Here is an 18,808-nt window from a genome sequence, read left to right as displayed (position 1 = left end):
GCCGAGGCTTGGTCGAGGCAGCCTGAGCTGCCCTCACATGGGGTTGGGGAAGGTGGCTAGGGGGTCAGTCGACCGTGACGACCACGGAGTGCCAGCCGCTCGCGCCGTCGGGGATGGTGTGCGTGCGTTTCTCCGTCTGGAGCTCGCCGGTCCGGTCGGTGGCGCGCACGGTGAGGGTGTGGCCGCCCTTGGTGGCCTGCCAGGGCAGGGACCACTGGCGCCAGGTGTCGCGGGTGTCCTCGGCGGCGAGCCGGGCCCGCTGCCAGGGGCCGTCGTCCACACGGACCTCGACCTTGTCGATGCCGCGGTGCTGGGCCCAGGCGACCCCGGCGACCATGACCGTGCCCGTCTTGGGCCGGGCGAACGGCTTGGGGGTGTCGATGCGCGACTCGGTCTTGATCGGCGCCCTGCGTGCCCAGCCGCGCTTGACCCAGTACGGGTCGTAGGAGTCGAACGTGGTGAGCTCGATGTCCTTGATCCACTTGCAGGCGGAGACGAAGCCGTAGAGGCCGGGCACCACCATGCGGACCGGGAAGCCGTGCGTGAAGGGCAGCGGTTCGCCGTTCATGCCGATGGCGAGCAGTGCGTCGCGGCCGTCCATGACGTCGTCGACCGGGCTGCCGATCGTCATGCCGTCCACCGAGCGGGCCACCAACTGGTCGGCGGGACCGCCCTTGGAGGGTGGCCGTACGCCGCACTCGGCCAGCAGATCCGCCAGGCGTACGCCGATCCAGCGGGCGTTGCCGACGTAGGGGCCGCCGACCTCGTTCGACACGCAGGTGAGTGTGATGTCCCGCTCGATCAGCTCGCGCCGCAGCAGATCGTCGAAGGTGAGCGTGAGCGGACGGCGTACGCCCGTGCCGTGGATGCGCAGCTTCCAGGTCGTCGCATCGACCTTGGGGACCACCAGCGCGGTGTCGACGCGGTAGAAGTCGCCGTTCGGCGTGGTGAAGGGACTGACCCCGGGGATCCGCAACTGCGCGCCCTTGGGCACGGCGGGGGCGGCAGAGGCGGGCCGGGGCAGGGTGAGGTCGTTGCGTGAGGCGACCGCGTCCCGGCCGCTGGAACCGTTCAGCGTCCGGCCCAGCGCGCCCGCTCCGGCGGACGCGGCCGCGGCGGCGGTCGCCGCGAGCACGAAGCCACGGCGGTCCCAGCCGGCGCCGGGCGGTGGGGTCTCGGGCGGGCTCGCGGCCGGTTCGGTTGCCGGGGCCCGAGGCGTGAGGCGGCCCACCAGGACGTACAGAACCGCCGCTCCCACCAACGCGCCCGCCACGGAGGGCAGTGCGTCGGAGAGGCCGGTCGAATCCGGTCGGCTGGTTGCCGCGACCGCTCCGACCGCTCCGAAAAGCAGGACACCGGCCGCTCCCGCGCGTCGAAATCGCAGGGCGACACATCCCAGGAACAGCGCGAAAAGAGCCAGTACCGCGAGAATTCCGAGCTGGAGAAACAGCTTGTCATTGGTGCCGAAATGCCTGATCGCCCAGTCCTTCACGGCCGCCGGCGTCCGGTCGATCGCCGCGCCGCCGACCGCCACGATCGGACCGGCCTGCGGCCGCACGGCCGCCGACACCAGCTCAGCGACCGCGAGCGACGCGAATCCGGCCAGCAGGCCGCTGACCGCACCCAGGGTCAGGCGCGTCAAGTTCAGACGCGTCGAGCCGAGGCGCTGTCGAAGGTGCTGCTCGTGGTCGGTCACGGTGGGAATCCGGTTCGGAAAGCCCGGCGGATTGGTCGATCTCCCGATCGAGTGAACCTTTTTTCCGGACCAATCCGCACCCGCTCCGGCTACGGATAGAACGCTGCGGATACAACGCTGCCGATACCCACGGATACCAGCGGCATCGGATTCGTTTTTTCGCCGCGCGAGCGGAAACCGGGATTGCCCTCAGGAAATCGAGGCAGGGTTCCTGTCGGTCGGGGGCATCAGTACGGTGCCCGCTTCGGAAAGTGGTGCGTCACAGACTCGGCGCAGCGGTGTCCAACCCTTCAGAGACCGGACGAGAGGAGCCGCCCAGTGGCGGGCGCCCACACACAGACCGCACCACCGGACACCGGGGGCGAGACGGACGACGCCCTGCTGGCGGTCCGGGCCGCGGAAGGGGACGAGGACGCCTTCGCCGTGCTCGTCCAGCGCCACGCGACGACGCTGATCCGGCTGGCCACCCGCCTGCTGGGCACCCGTCCCGAGGCCGAGGACGCCGTGCAGGACGCCTTCCTGAGCGCTTGGCGGAGACTGCCGGAGTTCCACGGGCACGCCTCCTTCGGCACCTGGATGTACCGCATCGTCACCAACCGCTGTCTGAACGTGCTGCGGGCCCGCAGACCCGTGGCGCCGCTGGACGCGGCGGCAGACCTGCCCGCGGCCGAGCACGCCACCTCTCCGGCCCGGATCACCGAGGGCCGCGACGCGGTCCGTGAACTGCGCGAGGCCCTCGACCTGTTGTCCGCCGAACAGCGTGCCTGTTGGGTGTTGAGAGAATTGGACGGCCAGTCCTACGAACACATCGCGGAGGTGGTCGGTATCAGCCAAGACGCCGTCCGTGCCCGCGTCTTCCGCGCACGCCGCTGCCTGACACAAGCAATGGGGGCCTGGCGATGACCGCCCACACCGACCCGACCGACCACGGACCCGGCAGCGAGGACGAGCGGCTGGCGTGCGGACGGCTGCTCTCCCAGGTCTGGGACATCTGGGAGCGGCAGGCGGCCGACCCGCATCCGCTGACCTGCCCGTACTGCCAGGAGGCCGTGCGGGATCTCGACCAGCTGGAAACCGCCGTACGCGACCTGCGCGACGACTCCGCTGACCCGTCCGCCACCGAGGTGACCTCGCTGACGCAGCGGGTCATGGACGTCGTACGCCTCGAACTGCGCCCCGGCCGGCCGCTGCCGCTGGGGGAGCCCGACGAGGATCTCTGGATCATGGAAGCGGTCGCCGCGCGGAGCCTGCGTGCCGCGGCCGAGAGTGTGCCGGGCGTCCGGGCGGGCTCCTGTCGGCTGCTGCCCGCGGTCGAAGGCGGCGCGGGAGAAGGCGGCGCGGGAGAAGGCGGCGCGGTCGAGGGCGGTGCGGTTGAAGCCGGTGCGGTCGAGGCCCTTGTGGTCGAGGTCCGCCTCGACATCCACGCCCCGGTCGACGCCTTCCTCCCCGACCTCGCCGAGCTGGTGCGCGTACGGGTACGGGAAGCGGCGGACCGTGAGCTGGGCATGCCCACGGCCGCCGTGGACATCCGCGTCACCGACCTCGTCGACACCCCGGCCGACAGCCAGGAAGGCCGTGCCCGATGACACAGCACACCGCACACGCCACGCTCGCCGAGGAGATCGCCCGGGCTGTCGAGGCCGTCCCGGGTGTGGCCTTTCTCCGGCCGGGGCTCACGAGCAGGCTGCGCGCCGCGCTGTCCCGGACGAACGGGAGCACGCGTTCCGCTCCGCCGTCCGGGGTGCGGGTGAGCAGGCCCGACGGCGCCGAGTTCTGGCGCGTCGAGATCCACCTGGTCGCACTCCGGCACGCGCGCAGCGTGGACGTCGCCCGCGCCGTCCGGGGCACTGTCGAGGAGCGCGTGGCGCGGCTCTTCCCCGCGGACCCGACGTCGGCGCAGGTCACGGTGATCGTCACCGGCCTGGTCTGACCCCGCCGTCCGGGCAGGACCGGACCCCGCCGTCCGGGCGGGACCGGATCTCGTCGAGCTACCGGACCGATGCCCTGTCCGGATCGCGACAGATCTCCCGCCCGGATCGCCCGGATCGCAAGAAGATCTGCCCCCGGCCAATCCGCGCTCTCCCCGGCCTCGGATTACGCGCGAGATCAGAGTTCGCGACCGGGAGGAGTACCGATGTCACGCGAACCGGGGAGCGGCCCGCACGGGCGGCAGGAGACGGCCGGGGGTGGTGCGGAGCGTGGGCGGCAGACAGCAGCCGGGGGAGGTGCCGAGCGCGGGCGGCGGCACACGGCCGTCGTGGGCGCCGGCGTGGCCGGGCTGACCGCCGCGTACGTGCTGAGCCGCGCCCACCACGTCACCCTGTACGAGGCCGACGACCGGCTCGGCGGGCACGCCCACACCCACGAACTGACGGGCGCCGACGGAGTGACCCGGCGCGTCGACTCGGGCTTCATCGTGCACAACCGCCGCACCTACCCGCACCTGCTGCGCCTCTTCGACGAACTCGGCGTCGCCACGCAGGAGTCGGAGATGAGCATGTCGGTGCGGTGCGAGGGATGCGGCCTCGAATACGCCGGTGCCCGCGGCCTCAAGGGCCTGTTCGCCCAGCCGCGCGCCGCACTGCGCGGCGCGTACCTGCGCATGCTCACCGAGGTGCCCCGCTTCCACCGAGCGGCGCGCCGCACCCTGGCACAGGAGCCCGAAAGCACGCTCACCCTGGGCGAGTTCCTCGACCGGGAGGGCTGTTCCGCCTATTTCCGCGCCCACTTCATGACCCCGCTCGTCTCGGCGGTGTGGTCCTGCGACGCCGTCACCGCTCAGCGCTACCCGGCCGTCTACCTGTTCCGCTTCCTGGAGCACCACGGACTGCTCGCGGTGACCGGCTCACCGACCTGGCGCACCGTCACCGGCGGTTCGGGCACCTACGTCGACCGCGTCGCCGAGCGCCTGGACTCGGTGCGGGTCACGGCCCCGGTCCGTGCCCTTCGCCGCACGTCCGACGGCGTCGACGTCGTCACCCACGACGGCTCCGCACGGTCGTACGACTCCGTGGTCGTCGCCACCCACCCGGACCAGGCACTCCGACTGCTCGCGGACGCCACCCCGTTGGAGAAGGACGTCCTCGGCGCCTTCCGCTACTCCCGCAACCCCACGCTCCTGCACACCGATCCGGGCCCGCTGCCCCGCGCCCGGGGCGCCCGTGCCTCGTGGAACTACCTCATGCCGGACTGTGTCGCCGACTCCGGCCAGGTGCAGGTCAGTTACGACATGAACCGGCTCCAGCGCCTCGACGCGCCCGAGACGTACGTCGTCACGCTGAACGGCCAGGACCGCGTGGACCCGCGGCGGGTGCTGGCCCGGATGGAGTACGAACACCCCGTCTACACCCCGGAGTCGGTCGCCGCGCAGCGGCGGCTGCCCGAGCTGAACACCGCCGTGACCGCCTACGCCGGCGCCTACCACGGCTGGGGTTTCCACGAGGACGGCTGCCGTTCCGGGGCCCTGGCCGCCGCGGCCCTGGGGGTGCGCTGGTGACGACGGCGCCGGCCCTCTACCGCTGCGCGATCAGTCACGTACGGACCTCGCCCGTCCGGCACGGGCTGCGCCACCGCACGTACATGTGGCTGATCGACCCCGACCGTCCGCCCGAACTCCCGCGCGGGCTGCGTCCGTTGGCGCGCTTCGACGCACGCGACCACTTCCGCGGGGACCACGTGTCCGTCCGCGCCGGACTCGACGCCTTCCTCGCCGCGCACGGTGTGGACCTGGCGGGCGGGCCGGTCGTGATGCTGACCCACGCGCGCGTGTTCGGCTACGTGTTCAATCCGCTGACCCTCTACTGGTGCCACGATCCTGACGGCTCCCCACGCTGCGTGGTCGCCGAGGTCCACAACACCTACGGCGGTCGGCACAGCTATCTGCTGTTCCCGGACGAGGCCGGAAGGGCGCGCGTCGACAAGGAGTTCTACGTCTCGCCGTTCTTCCCCGTCGACGGCCGCTACCGCATGCGGCTGCCGAGCCCCGGTGAACGACTCGATGTCACCGTGCAGTTGGAGCGCGCGGGCGGCAGGCCCTTCACCGCGACCGTCCGGGGCACGCGTCATGACGTAACCCCCGGCGCGCTGCTGCGACTCGCCCTGCGCCACCCGTGGTCGACCCTCGCGGTGTCCATCGCCATCCGCGTCCACGGCATCCGTCTCTACCTGCGCCGACTGCCCGTCCAACCCCGTCCCGCCCACCACGACCCGGAGAACGCTGCATGAGGACCGCCGAACCCCGTTCCACCGCACGGCAGTTGGCCCCGCCGTCCCCGACCGCCGGTGTCGACGCCGTGCGCTGGCCCGACGTGGCCGCACCCGCGAAGGCCTCCGCCGTCACCACAGCCGTCACCGCGGCCGTACTGCGCCGCACCTTCGAACGCCTGCCGCTGCGCGTGCGGTTCCCCGACGGCACCACGGCCGGCCTGGGCGGCCCGGTGCTGGACATCCACGACTCGAAGGCGTTCCACCGTCGCATCGGCGCGCAGGGGCTCATCGGCTTCGGCGAGTCCTACATGGCGGGGGAGTGGGACGCCCCCGACCTGGTGGCCGTCCTGACCGTGCTCGCCGCCAACGCGGCCGAACTGATCCCGGCCCCGCTCCAACGGCTGCGCGCGCTATGGGCGTTGCGGCGACCGCGCACCCAGCGCAACACACCCGCCGGCGCCCGCGCCAACATCAGCCGCCACTACGACCTGTCCAACGACCTCTTCGCCCTCTTCCTCGACGACACCCTCACCTACTCCGCCGCCCTCTTCCGCGCCCTCCCCGCGGACCGGTCCCTGCTCGTCGCCGCCCAACACCGCAAGATCGACCGCCTGTTGGACCTCGCCGACGTCGGCGAGGGCACCCGACTGCTCGAGATCGGCACCGGTTGGGGCGAACTCGCCCTCCGCGCCGCCGCACGCGGCGCCCACGTCACCTCGCTCACCCTTTCTCACGAACAGCGCGACCTCGCCCTGCGAAGAGTCGCCGAGGCCGGCCTCGCCGACCGTGTCCGCATCGATCTGTGCGACTACCGCGAGGCCGGTGGCACGTACGACGCCGTCGTCAGCGTGGAGATGATCGAGGCCGTCGGCGCCGAGTACTGGCCCGAGTACTTCCGCACCCTCGAAGCCCGCCTGGCACCCGGCGGCCGCGCGGTCCTCCAGGCCATCACCATGCCGCACGAGCGGATGCTGGCCAGCAGGAACACCTTCACCTGGATCCAGAAGTACATCTTCCCCGGCGGTCTGCTGCCCTCCGTCGAGGCGGTGGCCGAGACCGTGCGCGACCACACGGACCTGCGGATCGCTCGCAGGGACGGCTACGGCGCGCACTACGCCGAGACCCTGCGGCTGTGGCGCGAACGCTTCACCGAACGCGCCGACGAGGTCGCCGCCCTCGGCTTCGACGACGTCTTCCGCCGCATGTGGACCCTCTACCTCGCCTACTCCGAAGCCGGCTTCCGCGCCGGATACCTCGACGTGCAGCAGTACCTGCTCACCAAGGAGAACCCGGCCCGATGAGCGCCACCCCGACCACCCCCACCCCGACCACCCCCACGACTCGCACCACCGGGCCCGGTGCCGCCCAACGCCTCGCCGCGCTGGTGGAATCCGCGCTCGGCGGCCCGCTCCCGCTGCGCCTGCGCGCCTGGGACGGCAGCGAGGCGGGCCCGCCCGAAGGACCCGTCGTCGTGATCCGTTCCCGCCGCGCCCTGCGCCGCCTGCTGTGGCAGCCCGGCGAACTGGGCCTGGCCCAGGCGTACATCACCGGCGAGATCGACGTCGAGGGAGACCTGGCAGAGGGACTGCGCACGATGTGGGCCGCAGCGCGTGAACGTCCGCACAGAGCAAGGCTCGGGCTCGCGGACCTGGCCCGCGCCACCGGGACCGCCGTACGCCTCGGCGCGGCAGGACCCCGGCCGCCCGCCCCCGCCTCGCAGGCGCGACTCCGTGGCGGTCTGCACAGCAAGGCCCGGGACCGGGCCGCCATCAGCCACCACTACGACCTCTCCAACGACTTCTACGGCCTGCTCCTCGACGAGACCATGGCCTACTCGTGCGGCTACTGGGTGAGCGACGAGCCGGACTTCACCCCGGCCGACGCCCAGCACGCCAAACTGGAGCTGATCTGCCGCAAGTTGGACCTCGTCCCAGGCGCCAGGCTGCTCGACATCGGCTGCGGCTGGGGCTCCCTCACCCTGTACGCGGCGGAACGGCACCAGGCACAGGTCACCGCCGTCACCCTGGCCGAGGAGCAGGCCGCCCACGTACGGGAGCAGGTGCGCGAGCGGGGTCTGACCCACCGCGTGGAGGTGGTGTGCCAGGACTACCGGGACATCACCGGCGGCGACTACGACGCCGTATCCACCGTCGAGATGGGCGAACACGTCGGCGACGCCGAGTACCCGGCCTTCGCCGCCGCCCTCCACCGGCTGGTGCGCCCGTTGGGCCGGGTGTTCGTGCAGCAGATGTCACGCGGGACGAAGGCGCCCGGCGGCGGCGCGTTCATCGAGGCGTACATCGCCCCCGACATGCACATGCGCCCACTCGGCAGCACGGTCGCCCTGCTGGAGGGGGCCGGATTGGAGGTGCGCTCGGTGGAGTCGTTGCGCGAGCACTATGTGCGTACGGTCGCCGCCTGGCACCGCACGCTGGAGGAGCGGTGGGACGACGTCGTCCGGCTCGTCGGCGAGGAGACGGCCCGGGTGTGGCGGCTGTATCTGGTGGGCGGAGCCCTGGCGTTCGAGGAGCGACGGATGGGCGTCGACCAGATCCTTGGTGTGCGGCCGGCCGTCGGCGGGGCCGCCGGAATGCCCGCGACACCCCGGGACTGGTACGAAGGGCTGGACCGGCTGTGAGCGGACTCGACTGGAATGCCTTCGCGGCCAATCTGGGCTGGGCCGCGGCGGCCTCGCTCGCCGTCATGCTGGTCACGTTCGCGGTAGCCGTACGCCGTGGGCTGCACCGGATCGTCGACGTGGCTTGGGGAGTCGCCTTCACCGCGGTCGCCGTGGTGAGTTGCCTGGCCTCGGCCGGCAGTGGGGATCCGGGGCGCCGGTACCTGGTCACCGTACTGACGGCGCTGTGGGGACTGCGGCTGGCGCTGCACATCGCCCGGCGCGGGCGCGGGCACGGGGAGGACCCGCGCTACGAGCAGTTATTGGCCAAGGCTCCGGGCAGCCGGAACCTGTACGCGCTGCGCATGGTCTATCTCGTCCAGGGCGCGCTGGTGTGGCTGGTGTCGCTGCCGGTCCAGGCCGCGCAGTACGTGTCCGTTCCGATGTCGGCGTTCGCGGTGGTCGGCGCGGTCCTGGTGGTGTTCGGGGTGGGCTTCGAAGCTGTCGGGGACGCCCAACTCGCCCGGTTCAGAAGGGATCCGGGCCGGCGCGGCCGGATCATGGACACGGGGCTGTGGAGTTGGACCCGGCACCCCAACTACTTCGGTGACTTCTGCGTCTGGTGGGGGCTGTACCTGATCGCCTGCGATGCGGCCGGGGCCGCCGTGGCGACGGTCGTGTCGCCGTTGGTCATGAGCTACCTGCTCATCTGGGGCAGCGGGAAGCGCCTGTTGGAGCGGCACATGGCCGAACGCCCGGGATACGCCGCGTACATGGCCCGCACCAGCGGCTTCTTTCCGAGGCCGCCCAAATGACGCCTGGTCCCGCCGAGGGGACGGGACCAGGTCTTCTCACGCCGGTCGTCGTGCTGTTCCTCAAGCGGGGAATGCCAGCAGGGCGACCGGCGTGGTCGTGGGCTGCTTCGAGCCGCCCGCCGGTTCGACCGTGACGCCCACGCCCGAGGCTCCGTCGACGGCACCTCGCAGGAGCACGGTCTGGTCGCTGCGGCCGGGGTCCATCAGACCGGCGGACCGCATGGCGCCGTCGTCGTTGAACCACAGCTGGTACACCTTGCCGTCGGCCGGATGCGCCATCTTGGAGACGACGAACACGGCCCTGTCCTGACTGCGGGAGACCACGACACTCCCGGTGGCACCGCCACCCAGCGACGCGACGCGGGCCCTGGCGTCCGGCGCGGCCAGCACGGCGGCGATCTCGTCCGTGCGCTGCTCGGCCCGGCGGGCCTGGCTCGCCGCGTCCTCGGCCCGTTGGTGCTGCCAGATCGTCGTTCCGCCGAGCGCGGCGGCTCCGGCGAGGCACGCGGCCAGCGCCCACCTGGACAGCAGCCGCGCGCGCAGGGCGGTACGGCCGGAACGGGTGGGTGCCGGACCGCCGGGGGATTCCTGCCGGACGCCGGTGATCCGGTGCAGCACCTCCTGCCGCATCTCCCGGCGGGGCGCGGCGGAGACGGCGAGGCCCAGGCGGGCCGCGGTGGCGGTCAGTTCGGCCGCCTCCTGGGTGCACGGTTCGCAGTCCGCGAGGTGCCGCTCGAACGCCTCGCGCTCGTCGTCGGGCAGGGCGTGCAGGGCGTAGGCACCGGTCATCCGGTGCAGATCGGCGGTGATCACGCGGTCACCCCCAGGCAGTCGCGCAGCCGGATGAGACCGTCGCGCAGGCGGGTCTTGACGGTGCCCAGCGGCACCGCGAGGGCCTCCGCCACCTGGCGGTAGGTGAGCCCGCGGTAGTAGGCGAGTGTGACGGACTGCCGCTGGATCTCGGTCAGCGTGCGCAGACAACGGCGCACCTGCTCCCGCTCCAACCGCGCCTCCACCTGTTCGGTCACCTCGTCGTACTCGGGCGTCCGGTCCAGCAGCGCGGCCTTGTGATCCCTGGCGGCCGCGGCCTCCACCGAGCGGACCCGGTCGACGGCCCGCCGGTGGGCGAGGGTGAGGATCCAGTTGATGGCCGTCCCGCGGTCCTCGCGGTAGCGCGGCGCGGTGCGCCACACCTCCACCAGGACCTCCTGGGTCACCTCCTCGGACTGTGCCTGATCGCGCAGCACGGCCCGGACGACACCGAGGACCGGGCTCGCGACGGTGTCGTACACAGAAGCGAAAGCCTGTTCGTCTCCGAGTGCCACGCGGCCCACCAGCTCCTGCAGATCCGGCTCCGTCGATGGATTTCTGCCGATATGCACGGCTTCTTTCACGGGGGTCCTCCGGGGTAGAGACATTTCCGGGCGTAATCCGAAGCCGCGGAGCCCGCGGATTGGCCTCGCGGTGATGAAATCGCAGGTGGCGCCGGACGGCGCGGCCAGAGGGGCGGAGAACGGACCATACGTCCCACGATCGACCAAACCGGCGAGCGGGCGGCGACGAATCACCGATGGGGTAACAGACGAGGTCGGCGATGTCGTCGGCGATCTAGGCGACGCGAGCGTACGGCGGACGAGGAGCACAGATGGCAGGGCACGAGCACGCATCCGTCGGCGAGACGGCGGACACGTTCCCGCCCGCGCTGGTGACGCGCCGCGTCCCGCGCGCGCCCCGGGCCGCGGTGCTGTTCCTGCACGGCGGCATGGAGAACAGCCGGGCGCCGTCGCGGCCGTGGCACCCGGCGGCCGTACGGATGCGGCCCTTCGTGCGGGCGGTCGCCGCGGCGACACCCGACGACGTGCTGCTCGGCGCGGTCCGTTACCGCGTGCGCGGATGGAACGGCGCCGACGCCGACCCCCTGCACGACACCCGGCGCGCGCTCGCTGAGCTCTCCCGACGCCACGGCGACCTCCCGACCGTTCTCGTGGGCCACTCGATGGGCGGCCGCGCGGCCCTGCGTGCCGCGGCCGCGCACCAGGTCCGTGCCGTCCTGGCGCTGGCACCGTGGTGCCCCGACGGCGAGCCGGTGGCACACCTGCTGGACAAGGACGTCGTCGTCCTCCATGGCGACCGCGACCGGGTCACCGACCCGCAGGCCTCGGTGTCCTTCGTGCACCGGGCCCGCGCGCAGGCCGCCCGCGCCGACGCCGTACTGATGCCGGGCGGCGACCATGCCATGCTCCGCCACAGCGGCGACTGGCATCGCAGGGCCGCCGCGACCGTCGCCGCCTTCCTGGCGGAAGGCGGCGCCGCCTGAGCGTCACCCCGAGGCCGCGCCCCTGCACGCGTCGGTGTTCTCAGTGACGGCCGTGCGCGCTGTCGGAGGCGCCGCCGAAGAGTCGGGCGAGGGCGCGGAAGGGCAGGGTGACGACGGTGGCGATCGCGCCGCCGATCGAGCGCAGCACGTCGGCTATGGCCTTGAACATGGAGAGTTCCGATCTTCGAGTTCTGGAATGTTCGGGACGGGCGTCAGGAACCGACGAGGGCCTTGTCGATCGCGTCGAGGAAGGCGTCGAGGTCCTTGGGCGTGCGGGAGGTGACGAGGGTGAAGTCGCCCGAGGTGTCGCTGACCACGGGCTCGTCGACCCAGGACGCGGCTCCGGCGTTGCGGATGTCGGTGCGCAGCGAGGCGTAGGACGTCAGCGTCCTGCCCCGGACGACGTCCGCCTCCACCAGGGCCCAGGGGCCGTGGCAGATGGCGGCGATCGGACGGCCCGAGCCGGCGAACGCCTTCACGATGGTGAGGGCCTTGTCGTCCAGGCGGAGCTGGTCGGCGTTGAGGGTGCCGCCCGGGAGCAGCAGGAGCTGGTGGTCGCCGGGATCCACCACGTCGAAGGTGGCGTCGGGCGACACGGTCTCGCCGGGGTCCTTGTCTCCCACCAGCGTCTGGACCGGGTCCGCCGTCGCGGCGGCGACGGTGACGTCCGCACCGTCCTGCCGCAGCCGCTTGAGCGGGACCAGGAGTTCGTCCTGCTCGACCCCGTAGTTGGTGACGAGCATCAGGACGCGGTGGCCGTTGAGGGGCCTGTCAGCCATGGTGCGCCTCCCTTCGTGGATCAAAGTGGGACGGTTGTCCCCACCCCCGAGTGCTCAGAACGGCGCGAGTCATACGTGGTGCTCAGTTCGCCGGGTGGCCCGGCGTGATGCCATGGGTGTCGCCGAGCGTGAACAAAGGGGTGCGGTCGCCCGCGAAGCCTTCCGTCGCCTCCGGAGCGAGCAGGAAACCGACGTGGTCACCGCCGTCGATCCGGTGCTCCACGTGACCGACGAACCAGGCAGGGGCCTCGTCGAGGACCGGTGATCCGCCCGGCCCCCGATGCCATGGGACGCGGGCGAACTTGTCGGTGTCGTCGCCGGTCTCGCCGCCGAAGAGCCGGGCCAGCCGGCCCTGGTCGCGGCGGAGAACGTGGACCGCGAGTCGTTCGGCACGCTCGGCCACCCGGTACGTCCGGTTGGCCTTGGACAGCCAGACCATGAAGCGGGCGGGCTCGATCGAGCACTGCGAGGCGAATCCGACCAGACAGCCGGCTCGCTCCCCGTCGGCCTCGGCGGTCACGACGTACATCGGATAGTCGAGCAGATCGGTGAAGGGATCGAGATCGGTCACGGTGCTTGGCTCCCGGCTCAGGACATCGGATGTCGGGTCAGCGTTCAACAGACCCGTGCCCTGGTTCGCTCGCGACGCGCCCGGTCGATGTACGGGTGCGGGCGCCCGCATGATCGTAGAAGTGTCCGCTGTGCCGTGTGAGGCCCGTTGTGCCGGGCACTCGGAGCGGTGACGCATTGGTCGGGTGGGCCCTACGAGGTTCGTCCGTGAGGCGCCCCTCGCATTGAGCCACCCGTCGGGTGCGTCCGGTGACACGCTCGGGGCGCGGGCTACGAGGTGCACGTGTGCTCGACATGACGACGCGGGACGACAGCGAGGGCGGCTCGGTACTGGCCCCGTGGCGGGTGTACGCCCCCCAGCACGACACCGACCTGATGGTCCGGGCCCTGGACCGGGAGTACGTGCCGGCGGGCGCCGCCGTCCTCGACGTGGGAACCGGTGCCGGTGCCCTCGCCCTGGCCGCGGCCCGGCGGGGTGCCCGTGTCACCGCCGTCGACAGGACCTACCGGGCGGTCCTGGCCACCCGGCTCAACGCCCGGCTCGCCCGGCTGCCCGTCGAGGTGCTCCGCGGGGACCTGTTCGGGCCCGTCGTCGGCCGCCGCTTCGACCTCGTCGTGAGCAATCCGCCCTACGTCCCGGCGCCCGGGGCCCTCCCGAGCCGCCGTCGCGCCGCGGTGGCGTGGGACGCGGGTGTCGACGGACGCCTCCTGCTGGACCGGATCTGTCGCCGCGCGCACACCTCGCTGCGACCCGGCGGCGTACTGCTGCTCGTGCACTCCGCCCTGTCCGGCATCGCACCGACCCTGGCCGCCCTGGAGCGGTCCGGGCTCCAGGCGCGGGTGAGCGACCGCCGGCTGGTGCCGTTCGGTCCCGTACTGCGCTCACGTGAGGCATGGCTGCGCGAGCAGGGGCTCGTCGACGCCGACGAGGAGAAGGAAGAGCTGGTGATCATCCGTGCCGAACGAATCCACTGAGCGGGCGCACCGCGTCAGCTTCACCGACGACGGGCCGATCCTCGTTGAAGGACCGGTCGAGGTCGTGCTCGACGACGGGAGCACCGCACGCTCGGACCGGTTCGTCGTCGCGCTCTGCGTCTGCCGGCGCAGCCGCTCCTACCCCTGGTGCGACACCAGCCACCGCTCCCGACACAAGAGGCGCACCGCATGACCATCACCGCCCCGGCCGCCCGCTACCACACCACCGGCCCCGCGCTGCCGCGCAGCAGAGGCGAACTCTCCCGTACGGTCCGCCAGTCCCTGACCCGTCCCGTCGGCACGCCGCTGCCGCAGCGGGTGACGGCGGCGCACGCCGACCCCTACGGGGACGACCTCCAACTGGCGCTCTACCTCTGCTACGAACTGCACTACCGAGGTTTCGCCGGCGTCGACGCCGAGTGGGAGTGGGACCCCGGTCTGCTGCGTCTGCGGGCGGAGATGGAGCACCGCTTCCTGTCCGCGCTCCGGGCCGACGTCGGCCCGCCGAGAACAGCGGAAGAGGCGCTCGCGGACCTTCTCGTGGAACCCGTCGACGGCGCCGGTCCCTCCCACTTCCTCGCTGAACAAGGGGAGTTGTGGCAGTTTCGCGAGTACGCGGCCCAGCGCTCTCTCTACCACTTGAAGGAAGCCGACCCGCACGCCTGGGTCATCCCACGGCTGACGGGACGCGCGAAGGCCGCGATGGTCGCCGTGGAGTACGACGAGTTCGGCGCCGGACGGGCCGAGCGCATCCACGCCCGGCTGTTCGCCGACCTGATGGCCGACCTCGATCTGGACACCGCATACGGACGCTATGCCGACACGGCCGGCGCGGAGATGCTGGCGAGCGTCAATCTCATGTCCCTGTTCGGACTGCACCGTGCGTTGCGCGGTGCGTTGGTGGGCCACTTCGCGGCCGTGGAGACGACCTCGTCGCCCGGCTCACGACGCCTCGCCCACGGACTGCGCCGGGTCGGCGCGGGCCCTGCCGCCGTCCACTTCTACGCCGAGCACGTCGAGGCCGACGCGGTCCACGAGCAGATCGTCCGCCGGGATGTCGTCGGCGGCCTTCTCGAGGCGGAGCCGGGTCTTGACGCGGACATCGCGTTCGGCGTCGACGCCACCGAATGGACGGAGAACAGGCTCGGCGACCATCTGCTCACCGCCTGGCGGAACGGCCGCACCTCACTGCGCACACCGCTGTGACCGGCTGACCGACTGACATTCTTCTGTCCGCGTCGGCGGCGACGCGACGGTCATCGCCGCGGCCGGCGGTCAGGTCGCAGGGCGCCGCCAGGCGGCTTCGGCGGCCTGCGCGGTGGGGTGGGTGACGAAGACCTGGTCCAGGCCGACGATGCGGAAGATCCGGATGACGCGGTCGGGGACCGCGGCCAGTGCGATGGTCGCGTCGGCCGCCAGGGCGTGGTTGCGGGCGGCGATCAGCACGGTGATGCCGGTGGAGTCGCAGAACGTGATGCCGTCGAGGTCGAGGACGAGCTGCTGGCCCGGACGCAGGTCGAGCCCGGCCAGCGCGGTGCGGGCCGCGGGCGCGGTGTGGTGGTCCAGGCTTCCGGTCAGTTCGATGACCGTTCCGGTGGCGGTGGCGCGGGTGAGGAGGGTCAGGTGCTCGGTCACTGCTGCTCCTCAATGACGGGTACGGGCACATGGACGGCCAGGACGGCGGTGTCGTCGTCCACGCCGGTGCCGAAGGTGTCGAGCAGGCCGCGGACCGCGTCCGTGGTGTCCGACGCGGTGGTGGGGGCCAGGGCGCGGCAGAAGTCGAGGAGCGCGTCGTCGCCGTACCGGTCCTCGCCGCCGGTGGCGGTGTGGGCCTCGGTCAGTCCGTCGGTGTGCAGGAGCAGGGTGTCGCCGGGGGCGAGGTGCACGGTGGTGGTGGCGATGTGGGCGTCGGACAGGACACCGATCAACTGTCCACCGGGGGTGGGCAGTTCATCGGCGGTGCCGTCCGCGCGCATCAGCAGGGCCGGCGGATGTCCGCCGCTGGCCAGCGTGATGCGGAAGCCGTCCCGGTCGGTGTCGGGGGTGAGCAGACCGAAGATCACGGTGCAGAAGCGTGGGTCGTTCCCGTTGTACTCGTGGTTCAGGACCGTGTTGAGGTTGGCCAGGACGGTGGCGGGGTCGGGGTCGTAGACCGCGGCGGCACGCAGGGTGTAGCGGGCCAGCGAGGTGAGGGCCGCGGCGGCGGCGCCCTTGCCGCAGACATCGCCGAGGAAGAGACCCCAGGTGCCGTCGGCGAGCGGGAACAGGTCGTAGAAGTCGCCGCCCACCTCGTCGACGGACGCGATGTGGTAGTACGCGGCCACGTCCAGGCCCGGAACGTTCGCCAGGGTGGGCGGCAGCAGCGTCTTCTGGAGGGTGGCGTTGAGGCGCTTGAGGCGGTCGCGTTCCAGGTCGGCTTCCTTGCGGGCGCGCAGCAGTTCCGTCTCGTAGGCGCGGCGCTCGCGGGCGTCGAAGAGGGTGGTGCGGATCAGGAGCGGCTGCCCGTCGCTGCCCGTCTTGACCGTCGAGGTGACCAGCACCGGCAGGCGCGAGCCGTCGGCGGCCTTGAGCTCCAGGGCGATGCCGCTGACCTCGCCCTGCATCATGAGCAGCGGGGCGAAGTGGGTCTCGTGGTAGAGCCGGCCGCCGACGGTCAGCAGGTCGGAGAAGTGCCTGCGGCCCACGAGGTCGTCGTGCTCGTAGCCGAGCCAGTCCAGCAGCGTGGTGTTGACCTTGGCGATCCGGCCGTCCAGCAACGTGGAGAGGTAGCCGCAGGGCGCGTGCTCGTACAGGTCCTCGGCGCTGTCCTCCAGCAGTGCGGAGAACTGCGCCTGCTCATCGCGCGGTTCGCGCTGTTCGTTCGGGCTGCCCTCCTCCGCGTCGCTGGTCCCGCACATCATCCGCCCGCTCTGACGAACCCGGCGATCGCCGCGGCGGTCTCCTCCGGGGCGGCGAGCTGGGGGCAGTGTCCCGTCGCGTCCAGCGTGACCAGGCGGCTGCCCGGGATCTGCGCGTGCACGAACGCGCCGACCTCGGGCGGGGCGATCGCGTCCCTGGAGCACTGGGCGACCAGCGTGGGCACGCTCACCCGGGCCAGGTCCCGGCGGTTGTCGGACAGGAACGTCACCCGGGCGAAGACCCGGGCGATCTCCGGATCGGTACGGCAGAAGCTGTTGGTCAGCTCCTCGCCCAGCTCGGGCCGCTCCGGGTTTCCCATGATCACCGGTGCCATGGCGCCCGACCAGCCGAGATAGTTCGCGTCCAGCGACTCGAGCAGCTCGTCGATGTCCTCGGCGCTGAACCCGCCCCGGTAACCGGTGTCCGGATCGTCGACGAAACACGGTGAAGGAGCCAGCAGCACCAGCCCGGCGAACGCCTCGGGCTCCCGCGCGGCGGCCAGCACGCCCATCATCGCGCTCACCGAATGCCCCACGAACGTGACCGGGCCGAGGGCGAGTTCGCGGCACAGCTCCAGCACGTCGTCGGCGTACCCGTCGAGCGACGAATAGCGCTCCCGGGTCCATGCCGACGGGTCCGACTTCCCCGACCCCACGTGGTCGAAGAGGACCACGGTGAAGTCCTTCTCCAGCGTCGGTACGACCAGCCGCCACATGTTCTGGTCGCATCCGAAGCCGTGCGCCAGCACCACCACCGGCCCGTCGACCACGCCGGTCACGGTCACATGGTTCCTGCCGCGCACATTCATGCGGCACATCCTCGCAGACGGCACGGATCAGCCTTCGGGCGTCGGCTCCTGTGCCGGCTCGCTGAGCTCCTCGCGCACGTAGTTCCACACCACCGCGATGAGTGCCGCGACCGGTACGGCGAGCAGGCTGCCCACGATGCCGGCCAGACTGCCTCCCAGCGTCACCGCCAGCAGGATCACCGCCGCGTGGAGGCCGAGCCCACGACTCTGGATCATGGGCTGGAACACGTTCCCCTCCAGCTGCTGCACCACCACGATGATGGCCAGCACGATCAGCGCGTCCGTCAGACCGTTGGAGACCAACGCGATGAGGACCGCGACGAAACCGGCGAACAGGGCGCCGATGATCGGCACGAACGCGGAGACGAAGGTGAGCACCGCCAGCGGGAGCACCAGCGGCACGCCCACGATCCACAGGCCCAGGCCGATCAGCACGGCGTCGAGCAGACCGACGGCCGCCTGGGACCGTACGAAGGAGCCCAGGGTGGTCCAGCCGCGCGTGGCCACGGTGGGGATGTCGGTGGCGAGCCGGCCGGGCAGCTGACGGGCGAGCCACGGCAGGAAGCGCGGGCCGTCCTTGAGGAAGAAGAACATCAGGAAGAGCGCCAGTACGGCGGTGACCAGGCCGTTGACGATGGTGCTCACCCCCGTGATCACCGTGGTGACCATGCTGCCGACGCTGTCCTGGGCGCTGGCGACCGCGTTGTCCAGGGCCTTGGTGATCTGGTCGTCGCCGATGTTCAACGGCGGTCCGGACGCCCACTCGCGCAGCTTCTGGATGCCGTCGACCACGCCGTCGGTCAGCTCACCGGACTGGGACGCCACCGGTACGGCGATCAGCGCCACGACGCCGAGCGCGACCAGCAGGAAGAGCACGGTCACGGCCGATGCGGCGAGCGCGGGCTTCCACCCGTGACGTCGTAGGAAACGGGCGACCGGCCAGGTCAGGGTCGTCAGCAGCAGGCCGACGACGAGCGGCCACACCACCGACCACATCCGGCCCAGAAGCCACAGGGTGACTGCGAGCATCGCGAAGATCAGCAGCAGCTCCGCGGAAAAGCGCGCGGAGGTGCGGATCGCGGCACGGGCCTTCGTGGAACTCAGGGTGGCAGTCACGGGGGAACCCT

The 18,808-nt window shown here is 71.7% G+C and carries 22 protein-coding genes; 12 read left to right on the top strand and 10 right to left on the bottom strand.

The window, feature by feature from the left end; translation table 11 throughout:
- Positions 1-64: 64 nt before the first annotated feature.
- On the bottom strand, positions 65-1,696 hold the full coding sequence (locus tag ACIP6U_RS35780; RefSeq protein WP_401726579.1) for a sulfite oxidase: 1,632 nt from the start codon (positions 1,694-1,696) through the stop codon (positions 65-67).
- Positions 1,697-2,014: 318 nt separating this feature from the next.
- Between ACIP6U_RS35780 and ACIP6U_RS35775 the strand changes: the two genes are divergently transcribed.
- The 8 genes from ACIP6U_RS35775 (at position 2,015) to ACIP6U_RS35740 (ending at position 9,334) form a co-directional block, all read left to right on the top strand.
- Complete coding sequence (locus ACIP6U_RS35775; protein WP_401726577.1) at positions 2,015-2,599, top strand: RNA polymerase sigma factor; 585 nt, start codon at positions 2,015-2,017, stop codon at positions 2,597-2,599.
- Positions 2,596-3,282, top strand: a complete 687-nt coding sequence (locus ACIP6U_RS35770) for an Asp23/Gls24 family envelope stress response protein (RefSeq protein ID WP_401726575.1) — start codon at positions 2,596-2,598, stop codon at positions 3,280-3,282. The genes ACIP6U_RS35775 and ACIP6U_RS35770 overlap by 4 nt, the downstream gene beginning before the upstream one ends.
- Entirely contained in the window at positions 3,279-3,626 is a 348-nt protein-coding gene (locus tag ACIP6U_RS35765; RefSeq protein ID WP_401726573.1) for a hypothetical protein, read from the top strand. The genes ACIP6U_RS35770 and ACIP6U_RS35765 overlap by 4 nt, the downstream gene beginning before the upstream one ends.
- A gap of 204 nt (positions 3,627-3,830) precedes the next feature.
- Positions 3,831-5,192 carry an NAD(P)/FAD-dependent oxidoreductase gene (locus ACIP6U_RS35760; protein ID WP_401726571.1) on the top strand — a complete coding sequence of 454 codons (1,362 nt, stop codon included), beginning with the start codon at positions 3,831-3,833 and terminating at the stop codon, positions 5,190-5,192.
- Positions 5,189-5,920, top strand: coding sequence for a DUF1365 domain-containing protein (locus ACIP6U_RS35755; protein ID WP_401726569.1), 732 nt, complete (start codon positions 5,189-5,191; stop codon positions 5,918-5,920). Before ACIP6U_RS35760 ends, ACIP6U_RS35755 begins: the two co-directional genes overlap by 4 nt.
- Complete coding sequence (locus ACIP6U_RS35750; protein WP_401726567.1) at positions 5,917-7,203, top strand: class I SAM-dependent methyltransferase; 1,287 nt, start codon at positions 5,917-5,919, stop codon at positions 7,201-7,203. The genes ACIP6U_RS35755 and ACIP6U_RS35750 overlap by 4 nt, the downstream gene beginning before the upstream one ends.
- Positions 7,200-8,540: a class I SAM-dependent methyltransferase gene (locus ACIP6U_RS35745; protein ID WP_401726565.1), complete on the top strand. Its 1,341-nt coding sequence runs from the start codon at positions 7,200-7,202 to the stop codon at positions 8,538-8,540. The genes ACIP6U_RS35750 and ACIP6U_RS35745 overlap by 4 nt, the downstream gene beginning before the upstream one ends.
- Positions 8,537-9,334: a DUF1295 domain-containing protein gene (locus ACIP6U_RS35740; protein WP_401726563.1), complete on the top strand. Its 798-nt coding sequence runs from the start codon at positions 8,537-8,539 to the stop codon at positions 9,332-9,334. The genes ACIP6U_RS35745 and ACIP6U_RS35740 overlap by 4 nt, the downstream gene beginning before the upstream one ends.
- A 60-nt stretch (positions 9,335-9,394) precedes the next feature.
- On the opposite strand, the gene ACIP6U_RS35735 is transcribed toward ACIP6U_RS35740, so the two are convergent.
- Both ACIP6U_RS35735 and ACIP6U_RS35730 read right to left on the bottom strand, forming a co-directional pair.
- Positions 9,395-10,147 carry an anti-sigma factor domain-containing protein gene (locus tag ACIP6U_RS35735; protein ID WP_401726561.1) on the bottom strand — a complete coding sequence of 251 codons (753 nt, stop codon included), beginning with the start codon at positions 10,145-10,147 and terminating at the stop codon, positions 9,395-9,397.
- Entirely contained in the window at positions 10,144-10,728 is a 585-nt protein-coding gene (locus ACIP6U_RS35730; protein ID WP_401726559.1) for a sigma-70 family RNA polymerase sigma factor, read from the bottom strand. The genes ACIP6U_RS35735 and ACIP6U_RS35730 overlap by 4 nt, the downstream gene beginning before the upstream one ends.
- 251 nt (positions 10,729-10,979) lie before the next feature.
- On the opposite strand from ACIP6U_RS35730, the gene ACIP6U_RS35725 reads away from it, so the two are divergent.
- Positions 10,980-11,651 (top strand): alpha/beta hydrolase, encoded by a 672-nt coding sequence (locus tag ACIP6U_RS35725; protein ID WP_401726557.1) that lies wholly within the window; start codon positions 10,980-10,982, stop codon positions 11,649-11,651.
- Positions 11,652-11,691: 40 nt separating this feature from the next.
- Here the strand turns inward: ACIP6U_RS35725 and ACIP6U_RS35720 are convergent, their stop codons facing one another.
- The 3 genes from ACIP6U_RS35720 to ACIP6U_RS35710 all read right to left on the bottom strand — a co-directional run bounded on the left by ACIP6U_RS35720 (position 11,692) and on the right by ACIP6U_RS35710 (position 13,001).
- Positions 11,692-11,820 (bottom strand): LPFR motif small protein, encoded by a 129-nt coding sequence (locus ACIP6U_RS35720; protein ID WP_401726555.1) that lies wholly within the window; start codon positions 11,818-11,820, stop codon positions 11,692-11,694.
- 43 nt (positions 11,821-11,863) lie between these two features.
- Positions 11,864-12,430: a type 1 glutamine amidotransferase domain-containing protein gene (locus ACIP6U_RS35715; protein ID WP_401726553.1), complete on the bottom strand. Its 567-nt coding sequence runs from the start codon at positions 12,428-12,430 to the stop codon at positions 11,864-11,866.
- 82 nt (positions 12,431-12,512) lie between these two features.
- Positions 12,513-13,001, bottom strand: coding sequence for a flavin reductase family protein (locus ACIP6U_RS35710; protein ID WP_401726551.1), 489 nt, complete (start codon positions 12,999-13,001; stop codon positions 12,513-12,515).
- Positions 13,002-13,294: 293 nt separating this feature from the next.
- Here ACIP6U_RS35710 and ACIP6U_RS35705 point away from each other — a divergent pair, with 293 nt between their 5' ends.
- The 3 genes from ACIP6U_RS35705 to ACIP6U_RS35695 are packed head-to-tail and all read left to right on the top strand — an operon-like array spanning position 13,295 to position 15,181.
- The gene (locus tag ACIP6U_RS35705) at positions 13,295-13,975 is read left to right on the top strand and encodes a HemK2/MTQ2 family protein methyltransferase (protein ID WP_401726756.1); all 681 of its coding nucleotides are present in this window, start codon (positions 13,295-13,297) and stop codon (positions 13,973-13,975) included.
- On the top strand, positions 13,956-14,168 hold the full coding sequence (locus tag ACIP6U_RS35700; RefSeq protein ID WP_401726549.1) for a CDGSH iron-sulfur domain-containing protein: 213 nt from the start codon (positions 13,956-13,958) through the stop codon (positions 14,166-14,168). The genes ACIP6U_RS35705 and ACIP6U_RS35700 overlap by 20 nt, the downstream gene beginning before the upstream one ends.
- Positions 14,165-15,181, top strand: coding sequence for an iron-containing redox enzyme family protein (locus tag ACIP6U_RS35695; protein ID WP_401726547.1), 1,017 nt, complete (start codon positions 14,165-14,167; stop codon positions 15,179-15,181). Before ACIP6U_RS35700 ends, ACIP6U_RS35695 begins: the two co-directional genes overlap by 4 nt.
- Positions 15,182-15,250: 69 nt before the next feature.
- Here the strand turns inward: ACIP6U_RS35695 and ACIP6U_RS35690 are convergent, their stop codons facing one another.
- Genes ACIP6U_RS35690 through ACIP6U_RS35675 form a run of 4 tightly spaced genes read right to left on the bottom strand, consistent with a single transcriptional unit; the run spans position 15,251 to position 18,785 of the window.
- Positions 15,251-15,610, bottom strand: coding sequence for an STAS domain-containing protein (locus tag ACIP6U_RS35690; protein WP_401726545.1), 360 nt, complete (start codon positions 15,608-15,610; stop codon positions 15,251-15,253).
- Positions 15,607-16,872, bottom strand: a complete 1,266-nt coding sequence (locus ACIP6U_RS35685; protein WP_401726754.1) for a PP2C family protein-serine/threonine phosphatase — start codon at positions 16,870-16,872, stop codon at positions 15,607-15,609. Before ACIP6U_RS35685 ends, ACIP6U_RS35690 begins: the two co-directional genes overlap by 4 nt.
- Entirely contained in the window at positions 16,872-17,681 is an 810-nt protein-coding gene (locus ACIP6U_RS35680) for an alpha/beta fold hydrolase (RefSeq protein ID WP_401726543.1), read from the bottom strand. Before ACIP6U_RS35680 ends, ACIP6U_RS35685 begins: the two co-directional genes overlap by 1 nt.
- A 27-nt stretch (positions 17,682-17,708) precedes the next feature.
- Positions 17,709-18,785, bottom strand: a complete 1,077-nt coding sequence (locus tag ACIP6U_RS35675) for an AI-2E family transporter (protein ID WP_401726752.1) — start codon at positions 18,783-18,785, stop codon at positions 17,709-17,711.
- Between the last annotated feature and the right edge of the window lie 23 nt (positions 18,786-18,808).

The sequence above is a fragment of the Streptomyces sp. NPDC088794 genome (assembly GCF_044750545.1).
Taxonomy (GTDB): Bacteria; Actinomycetota; Actinomycetes; order Streptomycetales; family Streptomycetaceae; genus Streptomyces.
This window is presented reverse-complemented; position numbering and strand designations above follow the sequence as displayed.

Excerpts from the sequence above, each read along its gene's own strand:
- ACIP6U_RS35770 (WP_401726575.1), top strand. The coding sequence starts at position 2,596 with ATGACCGCCCACACCGACCCGACCGACCACGGACCCGGCAGCGAGGAC.
- ACIP6U_RS35765 (WP_401726573.1), top strand. The coding sequence starts at position 3,279 with ATGACACAGCACACCGCACACGCCACGCTCGCCGAGGAGATCGCCCGG.
- ACIP6U_RS35760 (WP_401726571.1), top strand. The coding sequence starts at position 3,831 with ATGTCACGCGAACCGGGGAGCGGCCCGCACGGGCGGCAGGAGACGGCC.
- ACIP6U_RS35750 (WP_401726567.1), top strand. The coding sequence starts at position 5,917 with ATGAGGACCGCCGAACCCCGTTCCACCGCACGGCAGTTGGCCCCGCCG.
- ACIP6U_RS35745 (WP_401726565.1), top strand. The coding sequence starts at position 7,200 with ATGAGCGCCACCCCGACCACCCCCACCCCGACCACCCCCACGACTCGC.
- ACIP6U_RS35725 (WP_401726557.1), top strand. The coding sequence starts at position 10,980 with ATGGCAGGGCACGAGCACGCATCCGTCGGCGAGACGGCGGACACGTTC.
- ACIP6U_RS35720 (WP_401726555.1), bottom strand. The coding sequence starts at position 11,820 with ATGTTCAAGGCCATAGCCGACGTGCTGCGCTCGATCGGCGGCGCGATC.
- ACIP6U_RS35715 (WP_401726553.1), bottom strand. The coding sequence starts at position 12,430 with ATGGCTGACAGGCCCCTCAACGGCCACCGCGTCCTGATGCTCGTCACC.
- ACIP6U_RS35705 (WP_401726756.1), top strand. The coding sequence starts at position 13,295 with ATGACGACGCGGGACGACAGCGAGGGCGGCTCGGTACTGGCCCCGTGG.
- ACIP6U_RS35695 (WP_401726547.1), top strand. The coding sequence starts at position 14,165 with ATGACCATCACCGCCCCGGCCGCCCGCTACCACACCACCGGCCCCGCG.
- ACIP6U_RS35685 (WP_401726754.1), bottom strand. The coding sequence starts at position 16,872 with ATGTGCGGGACCAGCGACGCGGAGGAGGGCAGCCCGAACGAACAGCGC.
- ACIP6U_RS35680 (WP_401726543.1), bottom strand. The coding sequence starts at position 17,681 with ATGAATGTGCGCGGCAGGAACCATGTGACCGTGACCGGCGTGGTCGAC.